Annotated in this window: 14 protein-coding genes and 1 pseudogene; 7 read left to right on the forward strand and 8 right to left on the reverse strand. The window is 73.0% G+C overall.

Annotation, left to right across the window (positions count from 1 at the left end; all coding sequences use genetic code 11):
• Positions 1-25 precede the first annotated feature (25 nt).
• Together ACFWW9_RS42400 and ACFWW9_RS42405 are read right to left on the reverse strand one after the other, a co-directional pair.
• The gene (locus tag ACFWW9_RS42400) at positions 26-430 is read right to left on the reverse strand and encodes a TIGR03618 family F420-dependent PPOX class oxidoreductase (protein ID WP_390388678.1); all 405 of its coding nucleotides are present in this window, start codon (positions 428-430) and stop codon (positions 26-28) included.
• A gap of 73 nt (positions 431-503) precedes the next feature.
• Positions 504-1697 (reverse strand): MFS transporter, encoded by a 1194-nt coding sequence (locus ACFWW9_RS42405; protein ID WP_390388679.1) that lies wholly within the window; start codon positions 1695-1697, stop codon positions 504-506.
• A gap of 314 nt (positions 1698-2011) precedes the next feature.
• On the opposite strand from ACFWW9_RS42405, the gene ACFWW9_RS42410 reads away from it, so the two are divergent.
• Both ACFWW9_RS42410 and ACFWW9_RS42415 read left to right on the forward strand, forming a co-directional pair.
• Positions 2012-5014, forward strand: a complete 3003-nt coding sequence (locus ACFWW9_RS42410; RefSeq protein WP_390388680.1) for a tetratricopeptide repeat protein — start codon at positions 2012-2014, stop codon at positions 5012-5014.
• 36 nt (positions 5015-5050) lie between these two features.
• Positions 5051-5842, forward strand: coding sequence for an esterase/lipase family protein (locus ACFWW9_RS42415; RefSeq protein WP_390388682.1), 792 nt, complete (start codon positions 5051-5053; stop codon positions 5840-5842).
• Here the strand turns inward: ACFWW9_RS42415 and ACFWW9_RS42420 are convergent.
• From ACFWW9_RS42420 to ACFWW9_RS42430, 3 genes are read right to left on the reverse strand one after another with little or no spacing between them, the layout of a single operon-like run.
• Positions 5839-6666: an ABC transporter permease gene (locus ACFWW9_RS42420; RefSeq protein WP_390388684.1), complete on the reverse strand. Its 828-nt coding sequence runs from the start codon at positions 6664-6666 to the stop codon at positions 5839-5841. The two genes, ACFWW9_RS42415 and ACFWW9_RS42420, sit on opposite strands and share 4 nt — an antisense overlap.
• A complete protein-coding gene (locus ACFWW9_RS42425; protein WP_390388686.1) occupies positions 6663-7574 on the reverse strand; it encodes an ABC transporter ATP-binding protein in 912 nt (303 codons plus the stop codon). Before ACFWW9_RS42425 ends, ACFWW9_RS42420 begins: the two co-directional genes overlap by 4 nt.
• Complete coding sequence (locus ACFWW9_RS42430) at positions 7571-8689, reverse strand: hypothetical protein (RefSeq protein ID WP_390388688.1); 1119 nt, start codon at positions 8687-8689, stop codon at positions 7571-7573. The genes ACFWW9_RS42425 and ACFWW9_RS42430 overlap by 4 nt, the downstream gene beginning before the upstream one ends.
• 83 nt (positions 8690-8772) lie before the next feature.
• On the opposite strand from ACFWW9_RS42430, the gene ACFWW9_RS42435 reads away from it, so the two are divergent.
• Positions 8773-9762: a glycosyltransferase gene (locus ACFWW9_RS42435; RefSeq protein WP_390388690.1), complete on the forward strand. Its 990-nt coding sequence runs from the start codon at positions 8773-8775 to the stop codon at positions 9760-9762.
• Here the strand turns inward: ACFWW9_RS42435 and ACFWW9_RS42440 are convergent.
• A complete protein-coding gene (locus ACFWW9_RS42440; RefSeq protein WP_390388692.1) occupies positions 9756-10214 on the reverse strand; it encodes a TIGR03618 family F420-dependent PPOX class oxidoreductase in 459 nt (152 codons plus the stop codon). The genes ACFWW9_RS42435 and ACFWW9_RS42440 overlap by 7 nt on opposite strands.
• An 80-nt stretch (positions 10215-10294) precedes the next feature.
• Here ACFWW9_RS42440 and ACFWW9_RS42445 point away from each other — a divergent pair, with 80 nt between their 5' ends.
• A complete protein-coding gene (locus tag ACFWW9_RS42445; RefSeq protein ID WP_390388694.1) occupies positions 10295-10693 on the forward strand; it encodes a GtrA family protein in 399 nt (132 codons plus the stop codon).
• On the opposite strand, the gene ACFWW9_RS42450 is transcribed toward ACFWW9_RS42445, so the two are convergent.
• The gene (locus tag ACFWW9_RS42450) at positions 10683-11327 is read right to left on the reverse strand and encodes a TetR/AcrR family transcriptional regulator C-terminal domain-containing protein (RefSeq protein WP_390388696.1); all 645 of its coding nucleotides are present in this window, start codon (positions 11325-11327) and stop codon (positions 10683-10685) included. The two genes, ACFWW9_RS42445 and ACFWW9_RS42450, sit on opposite strands and share 11 nt — an antisense overlap.
• 89 nt (positions 11328-11416) lie before the next feature.
• Here ACFWW9_RS42450 and ACFWW9_RS42455 point away from each other — a divergent pair, with 89 nt between their 5' ends.
• The 3 genes from ACFWW9_RS42455 (at position 11417) to ACFWW9_RS42465 (ending at position 14208) form a co-directional block, all read left to right on the forward strand.
• The gene (locus ACFWW9_RS42455) at positions 11417-11908 is read left to right on the forward strand and encodes an ester cyclase (protein ID WP_390388697.1); all 492 of its coding nucleotides are present in this window, start codon (positions 11417-11419) and stop codon (positions 11906-11908) included.
• Positions 11905-12996 (forward strand): hypothetical protein, encoded by a 1092-nt coding sequence (locus ACFWW9_RS42460; RefSeq protein WP_390388699.1) that lies wholly within the window; start codon positions 11905-11907, stop codon positions 12994-12996. Before ACFWW9_RS42455 ends, ACFWW9_RS42460 begins: the two co-directional genes overlap by 4 nt.
• A 69-nt stretch (positions 12997-13065) precedes the next feature.
• A complete protein-coding gene (locus tag ACFWW9_RS42465) occupies positions 13066-14208 on the forward strand; it encodes a sensor histidine kinase (protein ID WP_390388700.1) in 1143 nt (380 codons plus the stop codon).
• On the opposite strand, the pseudogene ACFWW9_RS42470 reads toward ACFWW9_RS42465, so the two are convergent.
• Positions 14201-14391: pseudogene (locus ACFWW9_RS42470) on the reverse strand (site-specific integrase); the annotation flags it as partial. The gene ACFWW9_RS42465 and the pseudogene ACFWW9_RS42470 overlap by 8 nt on opposite strands.

Raw genomic sequence — 14391 nt, forward strand, 5'->3', positions numbered from 1 at the left:
TCCTCGGAGGCTCCACACGGGAGGGTCAGTCCCGCGGCGCGTGCGCCACGGAGTCGACCTCGATGGTCAGCAGGACCCGCGTCTGCGGGCGGCCGCCGTAGTTGGGGTAGGGCGTGCCGAGGTACTTGAAGGCGATCTCGTCGATGCTCGCCGCGGCGCCCTCGGTGGTCGCGTCGACCACCCGGCCCCGCACCCCGTAGTAGCGGGTGACGTCGTCCGGGTCGGCGATGTTCACGGCCACGCGCGGATCGCGGGCGACGTTCCTCGTCTTCTGGAAGCCCTCGACGGTGTTGATCAGGATGTGCTCGCCGTCGGTCGACACCCAGGTCTGGGTCAGCTGGGGCGAGCCGTCGGGCATGACGGTGGCGAGGAAGCACGGGCTGGGCCGGCGCAGCAGCTTGACCAGCTCGTCGGGCAGTGGCAAGGACAACGGGACTCCCTCTCGGTGACGGGCGGTGCACCCGCCACTCTCGCAGCCCCGTCCGCCCGCCGCCCGACAGGGCTCACCCGGTGGCCACGCGGGCCGAGCGCAAGCCGTTGGCCCACAACGACAACCCGATCGCGCAGAGCACCAGGCCGAACACGCACGCGCCGGTCCAGGCGTAGGCGTGGTGCAGCAGGCCGGTGACGGCGGAGGACACCGCGCCGCCGACGAAGACCGTGGTCATGTAGACGGTGTTGATCCGGGCCCGCGCGTCGGCGCGCAGCGCGTAGATCTCGTGCTGGCTCAGTACCTGGTGGAACTGCACGGCGAAGTCCAGCAGCACCGCCGCGAGCCCGAGCAGCGGCACGCTCGCGTGCCCGGTCAGCGAGAGCACGAACGTGAGCCCGGCGAGCAGCAGGGCCGCGCCGCTGGCGAGCCGCCCGTTGCCGCGGTCGGCGATCCGGCCCGCGATGGGCGCGGCCAGCGCCCCGCCCGCGCCGACGAGCGCGAACAGCGCGATCTCCCGCTGGCTGAACCCGTGCTCGCCGATCAGCTCGTAGGCGATGGCCGTCCAGAACGCGGTGAACGCGCCGAACAGGGTCGCCTGGCAGAGGGCACGACGGCGCAGCGCGGGCTCGTGGCGCACGAGTTCGCCCAGGCTCGCCAGCAGGGAGCCGTAGCTCGCGGTGTGGGTCGGCGGGCTCTTGGGCAGCATCTTCAGCAGTGCCAAGCCGAGCGCGACCATGACCGCCGCCGACAGGAAGTAGATGGCCCGCCAGCCGAGCAGGTCCGCCACCAGGCTGGAGACGCTGCGCGCCAGCAGGATGCCGATCAGCAGCCCGCTCATCACCCGGCCGACGACCGCGCCGCGCTCCTCGGGCGGAGCGAGGTTCGCGGCGAGCGGGACGAGCACCTGCGCGACGACGCTCGTGATGCCGACCAGCACGGACGCGGCCAGGAACAGGCCGAACACCGGCGACACGGCGGTCAGCAGCAACGCCAACGCCGTCCCGACCAGGGTCCGCGACGCCAGCGTGCGGTTCTCCACGAGGTCGCCGAGCGGCAGCACGAACAGCAGCCCGAGCGCGTACCCGGCCTGGGTCAGCGTCACCACCGCGGTCGCCGCGCCCTGGCTGACGCCGAACGTGACGGCGACGAGGTCGAGCAGGGGCTGCGAGTAGTACAGGTTCGCCACCGTCAGCCCGCACGCGACGGCCAGCACGAGGGTGACGGCGCGGCTCATCCGCGGTGGACGGCGCACAGCCGAGTTCATGGTCGCTTCTTCCGGAGTGGTCGTGGTGGACACGACGCTAGGAAGCGCGACCGCGGTGGGCGCGGTCCGACACACCCCGCCGGGCAGGGGGTGCGTCACACCGCCCCGGACCGCGTGGTCAGGTCGTCGGCGCGGCCATGATCGGCACTGTCGCCCCGGACACCCCGCCCCCGATGCGGATCACTGCCGTGCTCATCGTTCCTCCTCGCGGTAGGCCGGTCTCCGGGGGCGGTTCCGGACCGCCCCCGACCACAGTGCTGCGCCGGGGGTGCGTGATCCTTGTGTTCCGCTTGAATCGACAGGTCGGAGGCGCTATGCCGGGAACCGTGCCGCCCGTCGACGAAACCCGCACGAGCCTGCGCGTGCTCGGGGTCGTCGAGGCGTTCGTCGACGGCGTCCGGGTCGACGTCGGCCCCGCGCGCCAGCAGTGCGTGCTCGCCGCGCTGCTCGTGGACGTGGGCAGGCCCGTCACGGTCGACCAGCTCGTCGACCGCGTGTGGGGTCAGCGGGCGCCGGAACGGGCCGTCGGCACGCTGCACAGCTACCTGACCCGCGTCCGGCAGGCGCTCGCGGGGATCGCCACGATCACCCGCCGGTCCGGCAGCTACGTGTTGACCGCGGACGAGCGGTCGATCGACCTGCACCGGTTCCGCACGCTCGTGGCGCGTGCCCGTGCGACCGGCGAACCGGAGCTGTTCGACGAGGCGTTGGGGCTATGGCGCGGGGAGGCGTTCGCCGGTCTGGACACGCCGTGGCTGGCGATGGTCCGCGAGCAGCTGGACCGGGAACGCCTGACGGCCGAACTGGACCGCAACGACGTCGTGCTCGCGCTGGGCCGGTACGCGGACGTGCTCCCGGACCTGCTGGCGCGGACGGCGGAACAGCCGTTGGACGAGCGGTTGGCGGGGCAGCTGATGCTCGCGCTCTACCAGTCGGGCCGCCAGGCCGACGCCCTGGAGCACTTCGACCGGACCCGGCGGCGGCTGACCGACGAGCTGGGCAGCGACCCCAGCCCCCGGCTGCGCCGCCTGCACGAGGCGATCCTGCGCGGCCAGGTCGACCCGGCCGAACCCGAGCCCCGACAGGCCCCGCGCAACGACCTGCCCGGCGACCTCGCCGACTTCACCGGCCGCGACGCCGAGCTGCGCCACGTGCTCGCGGCCGTCCCCGAGGAGGTGGGGTCGCCGACCGCGGTGGTGATCGAGGCCATCGACGGCATGGCGGGCGTCGGGAAGACCACGCTCGCCGTGCACCTCGCGCACCTGCTGGTGGACCGCTACCCGGACGCGCAGTTGTTCGTCGACCTCCAAGGCCACGCCGTCGACCGCGCCGCCGTCGAACCGCTGGCCGCGCTGGACACGCTGCTGCGCGCACTGGGCGTGCCCGGTGAGCGGATCCCGGCCGACCTCGCCGAACGCTCGGCGCTGTGGCGGTCGGAACTGGCGGGGCGGCGGGCGATCGTGGTGCTGGACAACGCCGCCGACAGCGCCCAGGTGCGGCCGCTGCTGCCGGGCACGTCCCGCGCGCTGACGCTGATCACCAGCAGGCGACGGCTGCTGGACCTGGAGACCGCGCGGGTGCTGTCGCTGGACCTGCTCCCCCACCGGGACGCGGTCGCGTTGTTCGGCACGGTCGTGGGCGACCACCGGCCGGCGCGGGAACCCGAGGCCGTGGACGAGGTGGTGGAGCTGTGCGGCAGGCTGCCGCTGGCACTGCGGATCGCCGCCGCACGGCTGCGCAGCCGTCCCGCGTGGACGGTGGCCCACCTCGCCCGACGCCTGCGGCAGGGGTTGTCGGAGTTATCGGTGGGCGACCGGAGCGTCGCCGCCGCGTTCGCGCTGTCCTACGACCACCTCGCCGACGACCGGCGGCGGCTGTTCCGGCTGCTCGGGTTGGCGCCGGGAGCGGACTTCGACGCCTTCGACGCCGCGGCGCTGATCGGGTCCGGCGTGGACGAGGCAGATGGGCTGTTGGAGGACTTGGTCGACGTGCACCTGCTCGACCAGCCGACGCCGGGCCGCTACCGGTTCCACGACCTGCTGCGCGACCACGCGCTGGCCGTGGCGCTGGAGGAGGAGTCCGAGGCGGACCGGACCGCGGCGGTGACCCGGCTGCTGGACTTCTACCTGCACACCGCCACCGCCGCGGGCGGCCACCTCGGTCCGCGGGCGGACGACTCTCCCGTCGACCACCCGCCCGCCGACGCCCCGAGCTTCGCCGACGGCGGCGAGGCCGTGGCGTGGCTGGACGCCGAGCACGCGAACCTGGTCGCGGCCGTGCTGCACGCCGCCGAACACGGGCCGCACGCGCACAGCTGGCGGTTGACGCGGTCGTTGTGGCGCTTCTACTTCATCCGCGGACACGTGGACGACTGGATCAGCACGCACCACGCGGCCCTGCGAGCCGCGACCGCCCACGGCGACGCTCCCGCCCGTGCCGAGGTGCTCAAGTGCCTGGGCACCGCGCACTGGCAGGCCAGGAGGCTCCCGCAGGCTCTCGACCACTACCAGGGAGCGCTGGCGCTGTTCCGGGAGATCGGCGACCGCAAGGGCGAGGCGGCGGTGCTCGGCAACCTCGGCCTGCTCTACGACCGGATGGGCCGCTACCTGGAGGCGGTCGACCACCACCGGCAGGACCTCGACCTGTGCAGGCTGATCGGCGACCGGCGCGGCGAGGGCACCACGCTGAGCAACCTCGGGCTGGTGTGCGAACGGCTCGGCCGCTACGACGAGGCGTTCGACCACTGCCGCGAGGCGCTGGTGATCATGCGCGAGTTCGGCGACCGGTGGAGCGAGGGCGAGACGCTCATCCACCTCGGGATCATCCTGCACCGCCTGGGCAGGCTGGACGAGGCGATGGCGAGCCAGCGCGAGGCGCTCGCGCTGATGCTGGAACTGGCCGACCGCGACCGGGAGGCCCAAGTGCTGGCGAACCTGGGGATGGTCCTCAGCGACGCGGGCGAGCACACCGAGGCGTTGGAGCACCTGCGGCGGGCGTTGGCGATCACCCGTGAGATCGGCGACCGCACCGAGGAGACCAGCGTCCTCAACGACGTCGGCGAGGCCCACCGCGCCGCGGGCCTGCCGTCGGAGGGCGACCACCAGCGGGCGTTGACCTCCGCGCTCGACATCGGCGACCGCCACCAGCAGGCCCGCGCCCACCTCGGTCTCGGCCACGCCGTGGTGGAGGAGGACCCCGAGGCCGCGCGCCTGCACTGGGAGCTGAGCCTGACGATCTTCCAGGAGTTGGGCGTCCCGGAGGCCGACCGGGTGGCCGCCCACCTGGCGGAGTGGTCGGCGTCGAACGAGTCCGCCTGACGGGATCACCACACCCCCTCGGTGCACCATGGGGTCATGCGGGTCTGGTGGTCGTCGCTCAGCGCGCCTCGGCGCAGGCTCGTGGCCGTCCTCGCGGCGGTCGTGCTGCTCGGCGCGGTCGCGGTCGGGTTCACCGCGATCCGCAGCGACGACCTCCCCACCGCGACCCAGGACCGGCCGGGCACGGTGCTGCTGGTGCCCGGTTACGGCGGTGACCGGGCCTCCCTGTCCGCGCTGGCCGACCGGCTGCGGGCCACCGGCCGGGACGCGACGGTCCTGACACTGCCCGGCGACGGCACCGGTGACCTGAAAGCCCAGGCCAAGGTGCTCGACGACGCCGTGCACACGGCCGTGGACGCGGGCGCCCCCTCGGTCGACCTGGTCGGCTACTCCGCGGGCGGCGTGGTCGTGCGCCTCTGGCTGACCGACCCCGACGCGGCGCGGGCGGCCCGCCGCGTCGTCACCCTCGGCTCCCCGCTGCACGGCACCCGCCTGGCGGGCGAGGGCGGCGCGCTGGTCCCCGGCGCCTGCCCGGTCGCGTGCGCCCAGCTCACGCCGGGCAGCACCCTGCTCACCGAAGCCGACCGCGACCCCGTCCCCGCCGCGCTGCCGTGGCTGTCGATCTGGACGGAGAACGACCAGACGGTCCTCCCACCCGACTCGGCCCGGCTGACCGGCGCGGTCAACGTGGCCCTCCAGCAGGTGTGCCCGGACGCGGTCGTCGCCCACTCGCAACTGCCCACCGACCCGGCCGTGACGGCGCTGGTGCTGCGCGCCCTCACCGACCTCGCACCGCTGGACCGGGCCCCGACCGCCTGCGCGCGTTAGCTGGTGATGTCCTTCGAGGCGAAGTTCGCCCACGCCGCGCCGAAGAACAGGGCGATGTAGCAGGCCTGGAGCACGAGGCCGCGGTCGATGTTGGTCCAGAACACCGGGTCGCGGAAGAAGTCGATCCACGACAGCCAGTAGTTCGTCGGCAGGTACGGCTTGATCGTCGCCGCGGCCTGCAACGCCTCCATGATCGAGCTGGCGATCAGCACCGCGAGCGCCGCCAGTGCGGCCCCGATCGCCGAGTCGGACAGCGTCGAGAAGAACAGCGCGATGCTGCCGAACCCCACCATCGACACCACGATGTACCCGATCGCCGCGAGCAGCCGCAGCGCCAGTTCGGCGGGCTCCAGCGTGATCCCCGACAGCGAGGTCACCGCCCCGGCCTGTCCCACGGCCTCCGCGCCGGTGCCGAACAGGACGAGCCCCACCACCAGCGAGCTGACCACCACCAGCACGACGGCCAGCACCGTGAACACCGCCAGCGACACCAGCTTCGCCACCAGCACCCGCACCCGCGCCACCGGCCGCACCAGCAGGTACCGCAGCGTCCCGGTGGCCGCCTCCCCCGCTATCGCGTCGCCAGCGAACACCGCCACCGCCAACGGCAGGAACACCGGCAGCACCATCGCCAGCGCCGCGGCCGGGTACAGCGCCCCGTTGTCCAGCACCGCCGACAGGAACGCCCCGCCCTGCCCCGGCGGCGGGGCCAGGTCGGACACCGCCAGCAGCACCGCGACCAGCGCGGGCAGCAGGCACAGCAGCGCGATGCTCAGCCACACCCGCGGCCGCAGCGCCAACTTCCGCAACTCGACGCCGATCACCGACGACCACCGTCCACCCGGTCGCCGCTGTCTCCGGTGGACTCCAGCACCACCTGCTCCAACGTCCGGCGTTCCGCCTCGATCGCCTCCACCCGCACGCCCTTGCCGACCAGCAGGGCGTTCAACCCGGCCACGTCGGCGTGCCGCACGACCAGCGCGTCGCCGTCGCGCTCCACCACCCGCCCGTCCAGCTCCGCCACCACCTCGGCCGCGTCCGGGGTGCGCACGAGCACCCTCCCGGTCAACGCCCGCAACGACTCCAGGTCGTCCTGCACCACCAGCCGCCCCCGGTCCACGATGCCCACGCGGGTGCACAGCAGCTCGACCTCGCTGAGCAGGTGACTGGACAGGAACACCGTCGTCCCGCGGGCGTTCACCGCGGTCAGCAGGTCGCGGATCTCCCGGATCCCCTTGGGGTCCAGCCCGTTGGTCGGCTCGTCCAGGATCAGCAGCCTCGGCGCGCGCAACAGCGCACCGGCCAGCCCGAGCCGTTGCCGCATCCCCAACGAGTACGCCGACACCGGCCGCCCGTCCACTCCCGACAGTCCCACCTGCGCGAGCGCGTCGTCGACCCGGTCGGCCCGCCCGCGTCGCACGCCGGGCCCGGCGGCGTCGAACAGCGCGAGGTTGCGTCGGCCCGACAGGTGCGGGTACGCGGCGGGCCCCTCGACCAGCGCGCCCACCTGCGGCAACACCTTGGCCGCGGCCTTGGGCATCGGTTCGCCGAGCACCTCGATCGACCCGGCGGTCGCGTGCACCAGGCCGAGCAGCATCCGCACGAGGGTCGTCTTGCCCGACCCGTTCGGTCCGAGGAACCCGAACCGGTCGCCTTCCGCCACGTCCAGGTCGACCGAGTCCACGGCGACGATCCGGCCGTACCGCTTGGTCAGCCCGCGAGTCCTGATCACCGGCCACGCCTGGGCTGCGCGATGAGCTCGGTCGCTGCGGACCGCAGCACTGAGGTGTCCACCATGCCCACCAGCAGGTACCAGCGGCGGGCGACCGTCGACCGGGCGATGACGACGGACAGCGGTGGCACCGCCAGCGACACGATCCGCCCCTGCGGCACGGTCACGTCCCCCGCGCCCGCCTTGGTCCCGGCGTCGGCGACCGCGGAGCCGACCTCGCGTGGCACCGGCAGCGCCACGAACGACGCCAACCCCGCCCCGTACACGCCGACGCCCCGCACCCCGGCCCCGTCGGCCTGCCGCAGCGGCCGTCCGGCCAGGCTCGCCTGCGGCGGATCACCGCCGAGGAACCCGAGCGCGCCCGCCACGTCCGGCGCGTCCACAGCGGTGAATCCGGCGCCCAGGGCCAACTCCGGGACGAGCACGCCGTCGTCCGGCGCGCCGGGGGTGAACCGGTCGAACGCTGTGGTGAGGATCGGTCGGTCCGCTCCGCGTGGGGTGACCTCGACCTGGAGGGGAACGCCGGTCTCCGTGTCGGCCCACACGTCGACGCGGCCGATCGTGGTGTCCGGGTCGGCGGGCACGAGCCGCAGCCCGTCCGCTCGGCGACCGGCCACCTCCCGCGCGTCCAACGCCGTCACGACATCGCCCGCGGCGGTGGCCAGCAGCCGCCGCGCCAGCTCCGGCGGCACCAGGTCGCCCGCGCGGGGCAGCCGCACGGCGGGGGTGCCGATCAGCTGCGTCAACTGGTTCGCCCCGTAGTCCCAGACGAACTCGCCGCCGGGCGCCCGGTACGTGTCGCGCTCACCCGCCGTCGACACCACGTCGAACCGCCACCGCTCCGGCGACCGGTACCACGACCGGACCGTCGTGACGCCGGTCAGCAGCGCGGTCACGTCCTCCAGCTTGGGCAGCGCGGGCAGCGCCGAGGTGCCCCGGACCACCGCGACCCCCTGGTAGGCCTGGTCGGCGGACCGGGCGACGCGGTCGCGCAACGCCGCGGCGTCGACCGTGCCGGACGGCGTCGTCACGGCGACCACGACCGCGGGCACACCCACGACGAGGGCCGCCGCCGCGCCGACGACAGCCCACCGCCAGAGACCACGAGTCCGCACGACCACCACCGATCCGCCGTCGTCACCTACCGGCGACCATACGTCGCACGAGCCGCGCACGCCCGTGCCTCTAGGCTCGGCCCATGCGCGTGCTGTTCGCCAGCCTGGCGTCCGTCGGCCACACCTACCCGCTGATCCCCCTCGCGATCGCCGCGCGCGACGCCGGGCACGAGGTGCACTTCGCGGTGGGCGATGCCGTGCACGAGCCGTTGGCCGCCAACGGGTTGCGCCCGTTCCGCCCGGCGGACGCCTTCTACGAGATCTACCCCGAGGACCTCGAACCGGAGCTGGCGCGGCTCAAGCCGGACCTGGTGGTGCACGAGTGGGGCCTGCCGGGTGCAGCGGTCGCCGCGCACCGCGCCGGGATTCCCGGCCTGTGGCACGGGTTCGGCCGGATGATCCCCGCGGGCATCGGGTTCGACCTGCCGACGCGCAACGCCGAGGCCCCCGGCCGTCCGCACGTCGACATCTGCCCGCCGTCGTTGCAGGACCCGGACTTCCTGGCCGAACCGCGCGTTCCGCTGCGGCCGGTGCCGTTCTCGCCGCCCTCCGCGCCGCTGACGTGGGGTGGGCAGCAGGTGGTGTACCTGACGCTGGGCACCGCGTTCGGCTCCGCCGAGCTGCTCGGCACCGCCATCCGGGGGTTGGCCGCGCTGGACGTGCACGTGGTGGTCGCCACCGGCAGGATCCGGCCCGAGGAGCTGGGCGCGGTGCCGTCGAACGTGACGGTGCGCTCGTGGGTGTCGCAGGCCGACCTGCTGCCGGACGTGGACGTGGTCGTGCACCACGGCGGCAGCGGGACCACGCTCGGCGCGCTCGCCGTCGGCGCTCCCCAGCTCCTCCTGCCGCAGGGGGCCGACCAGTTCGCGAACGCCGAGGCCGTCGTCGGCGCGGGGGCGGGCCTGCGGCTGCTCGGCGACGAGGCGAGCGCGGACGCGATCGCCGACCAGGTCAGGGCGCTGCTGCCGCACAGCCGCAACGCCCACCGGGACGCCGCGCGCGTCCTCGCCGAGGAGATCGCCGCCATGCCGTCACCGGAGGACGTCGCCCGCCGCCTGCCGGACTTTCAGTAGACACCGCCGAGCTTGCGGTGGTCCCAGCTCGTGGTGCCGGTGGCGGTGAACCTCAGACCCACCCGCTTCGCCGCTTGCGCCCGCACGAACGCCTCCACGTCGGGTCCGGTCTGGCCGGTGTAGCGGGCGGTCACCGCCGCCCCGATCCGCGCCACCTCGTCCGGCTCGACGAGCAGCTCCACGTCGCACTCCAGGGTCACGCCGCGCAGCTGGTCGTAGGTCTCCCCCGCCTCGACCTGGAGCGTCGCGAGCGGCGACCGGCGCAGGTTCAGCACCTTCTGCGACCGGCCGTAGGTCCACCCCTCGACGGTGTCGCCCTGCCGCACGAACCAGAGCGGCACGAGGTGGATCCGCCCGTCGGGGTTGGTGGTGGCGACCGTGACCACCCGCTCCTCGTCGAGGAACGCCCGAACCTCGTCCTGGGTCATCCTGATCTGCTCCCGGCGTGACATGCACCGGATGCTAAACCCGCACAGGGGACTCACAGGGAGGGCACAGCGTCCGAAGAGGACCGGGCGGCAGGGTTCACCCCATGACCACCACCGCACCCACCTCCTGGTTCCACCGGTTGACGCGGTTCGCCGGTGTGGGGGTCCTCAACACGGTGCTGTTCCTCGGCGTGTACCTGGCGTTCCGGACCGCGTTGCCCACGACCGCCGCGAGCCTGGTGGCCACCGCGTTGACAACCGTGACCGGGACCATCGCCAACGGCCGGGTGACGTTCGGCGTCACCGGGCCGATCGCCCTGCGCGGCCACCTCAAGAGCCTGGTGGTGACCGGGTTGGGGCTGGTGATCACGACCGGCGCGGTCACGGTCGCGGGCACCGGCGGCAGCGTGGACGAGCTCGGCGTGCTGATCGCCGCCAGCGCGGTGGCGGGAGTCGTGCGGTTCGCCCTCATGGGGCGCTGGGTCTTCCCCGCTACGGCGTGAGCGGGACGCGGGCGGCGAGCGCGTCGACCATCAGGGTCAGGCCGAACCGGTACTCGTCCTCGTGGACGCACGCGGACAGCGTCTCGGCGGACTCGGCCACGCGGGGCAGGCCCGCGCCTGCGAGGGTGGTCTCGCGGTCCGCGCGGGCGTCCGGGTCCAGGCCGGCGAACGCGGGGCTGGAACCGACCTCGCGCAGCAGCGTGCCGACGACGTAGGCGAGGAGGGCGCGCAGCGCGTGCACCGCCTGCTCGGCGTCGAACCCCGCCCGGCGCAACACGTCCAGGGCGACCTCGGTCAACGGCAGGGCCGATTCGGACCGCAGCTGCCGGGTGAGGCTCAGCGACGCCGTGCGCGGGAAGGTCAGGGCGGCGCGGCGGAAGGCGTCCGCCAGCGCCACGGCGTCGGCGCGCCAGTCGTCCGACGGCGTGGGCGGTTCGATCCGCTCGAAGACGACGACCGTGATCGCGTCGAGCACGTCGTCCTTGTTGGCGACGTGGTTGTAGAGCGACATCGCCTCGACGCCGAGTTCCGCGGCGAGTTTGCGCATGCTCAGCGCTTCGACGCCGTGCCTCTCGACCAGCACGAGCGCGCTCGCGACGACTCTGTCCCTGGTCAACGGCACACGGGCAGCCATGGTCCTCCTCGACGGTCTTGACAAGCTTACGCCGTAAGTGCCACCGTGGTTGTACTTACAGCGTAAGTCACCGAGGAGATGCCCAGCCCATGCTCACCGAAACCCTCCGCGCCACGCGGGAGAAGGTCGTCCTCGACCACTTCCACGACGAGGTCGCCCAGCAGTGGGACGACGTGCTGTCGACGTTCCCCCACCCGCGCTACGAGGTGATCGCCACCGGTGTCGTGCACGACGGCAACGAGGCGGTGCGCGGCTACTACGCCGACACGCGCACCGCGTTCCCCGACCAGCACCACGAGATGATCCAGCTGCGGCACAGCGACGACGCCGTGATCTGCGAGTTCTACCTGCTCGGCACGCACCTCGGGCCGTTCGGCTCGATCCCGGCGACCGGCAGCACGTTCAAGGTGCGGATGACCGCGTACTTCCTCTTCGAGGACGACGTGCTGGTGTGCGAGCGCATCTACTTCGACGTGCTGACGATGCTCAAGCAACTGCTCGGCGGGCTGGACTTCAAGCGCCCCAAGAACTGGCTGCTGGTCGTGAAGGCCCTCCTCGGCGCGCGCAAGGAGCTGAAGTGACGCTGCCCGACGCCGCGGACCTGTCGGGGTTCGGCACCCCGCTGACCACGTTCGAGGGCCTGTCCGCCGTGGGCGGCGGCTACGGCGCGAAGCTGGAGTGGATCCGGACCAGGGCCGACGACTTCCGCCGCGACTTCGCCTCCAGCGGCACGCCGACCTCCATCACCACGTGCGACCTGGTGACGCTGCCGTACCCGACCAAGTTCGGCCTGTTCCGCGCGGCGCTGACGCCCGCGCCCTTCCTCACCATCACCAACCGGATGCTGGTGATCCGCTGGACGCAGACCGACGGTCGCCGTCGGACGCTGCTGTTCGAGCCGAGCGACGTCGAACTGGGCCGCAACACGCCGTACTTCGCCGCGCTGGCCAAGAAGACCCCGTCCGTCGTGGAACGCCTGCTGGTCACGGACAACCCGTCGGTCGGCGACCACCTGGCCCGGCTCAGCATCAGCCCGGACGAGGTCGACTACCTGGTGTTCGACCACCTGCACACGCAGGACCTGCGGCGCTGGGTGGGCACCACCACCGACCAGCCGGACCTCGGCGGCCGCGTGACCCCGTTCTTCCCCAACGCCCGCCTGGTCGTCCAGCGCGACGAGATCGCGGCCATGCGGTCGCTGCACCCGCTGCAACGCCCGTGGTACCAGGCCGAGCACTTCGCGGACCTGCGTCCGGAGTCCATCCTCGCCGTCGACGGCGGTGTCCTCCTCGGCCCCGGCGTGGCCCTGATCCCCACCCCCGGCCACGTGTTCGGCAACCAGACCCTGGTCCTCAACACCAGCACCGGGATCTGGGCGAGCAGCGAGAACGCCATCGCCGCGGAGTGCCTCACGCCCGAGCACAGCAAGCTGCCGGGCGTGCGGAGCTGGACGCGCGAGTGGCAGCAGGAGGTCGTGCTCAACGCCAACACCCTGGAGACCACGGCCGACCAGTACAACTCGCTGATCCTGGAGAAGTCCATCGTGGACCGCTCCCAGTCGGACTCGCGGTTCCTCCAGTTCTTCCCCTCCAGCGAGCTGACCGCCCACTGGGTCAGCCCCGGCACTCGGCCCACGTTCACCCACGGTGCGATCACCCACGGCCGCTGATCCGGCCTTATCGGGCGCTTATGCCCTCTTCCGGGAGAATCGGCGCATGAACGCGCTCCGGTCCCCGTCGTGCGGGAGTTGAGGCTGTCGGTCCGTACCAGGCTCACGGCCTGGTACGGCGGCCTCTTCGCCCTGGCGGGCATCGCCCTGCTGGTCACCAACTACCTGCTGGTCGCCGCCACGCTGCCCGACCCGAACGCCTTCACGGCCGCGGCGCAGGGCGTGCCCGCGACCGCCGTGCCCGCGTACCCGCTGGACGTCGGCCGAGTCCCGCCGGCGATCACGCTGACGGTGCGGGACTACCGGGAGTCGGCGTTGAACACGCTGCTGGTGCAGTCGGCCATCGCGCTGGTCATCACGATCGTGCTGGCGGTGTGGCTGGGGTGGGTCATGGCCAGTCGGGTGCTGGAGCCGTTGAACTCGATCACCGACACCGCGCACCAGTTGGGTGCGGACAACCTGAGCAGCCGGATCAACCACGAGGGTCCAGACGACGAGTTGAAGGACCTCGCCGACACGTTCGACGGGATGCTCGACCGGCTCGCTGGGGCGTTCGACAGCCAGAAGCGGTTCGTCGCCAACGCCTCGCACGAGCTGCGGACACCATTAGCAGTGCAACGGACGTTGATCGAGGTGGCGATGGGCGCGCCGGACGCCGACCCGAACCTCACCCGGCTCGGACACCACCTGCTCGACACGAACCAGCGCAGCGAGAAGCTCATCGACGGGCTGCTGCTGCTCGCCCGCAGCGACCGCGGGCTCAGCAGCCGCGAACCGGTGCGGCTGCACGAGGTGGTCGCCACCGTCGTCGAGTCGTGTGCGGACGAGGCGGCGGCGCGGGAGGTGGAGGTGGTCGTCACGGGTCAGCGCCGCGTCGTCGTGGGCGACCCGGTGCTGCTCTCGCACCTGGTGTCGCACCTGGTCCGCAACGCGATCGCCTACAACCACCACGGCGGGACCGTGCGCGTCGAACTCGGCTCCACACCTGCGTTGCGCGTGGTCAACACCGGCGAACCCGTGCAGGCGGAGCAGGTTCCCGGCCTGTTCGAGCCGTTCCGCAGGCTGCGCAGCGAACGGCTCGCGAGCGAGGGCACGGGGCTCGGCCTGTCGCTGGTCCGGTCCATCGCCGCGGCCCACCAGGGATCGGTCACGGCCCGGCCGAACGCCGACGGCGGCCTGCTGGTCGAGGTGATGCTGCCCGAGGTCACCTGAGCTGTCGGAGGGTGCCGCCCGTCGTCTGCTTGAACAGGTACTCGGCCCGCTCGTAGGACAGCCTGCCGCGGCCGGTGTGCGGGCACAGGTCGGCGGGCGCGGGAATCCGGCCGGGTCCGGGACGGCGATCGGCGAGGAACACCGGTCCGCTGGTCCGGTCGCCCAGCAACGACGGCAGCAACC

The organism is Umezawaea sp. NPDC059074, from assembly GCF_042738955.1.
Classification (GTDB): domain Bacteria; phylum Actinomycetota; class Actinomycetes; order Mycobacteriales; family Pseudonocardiaceae; genus Umezawaea.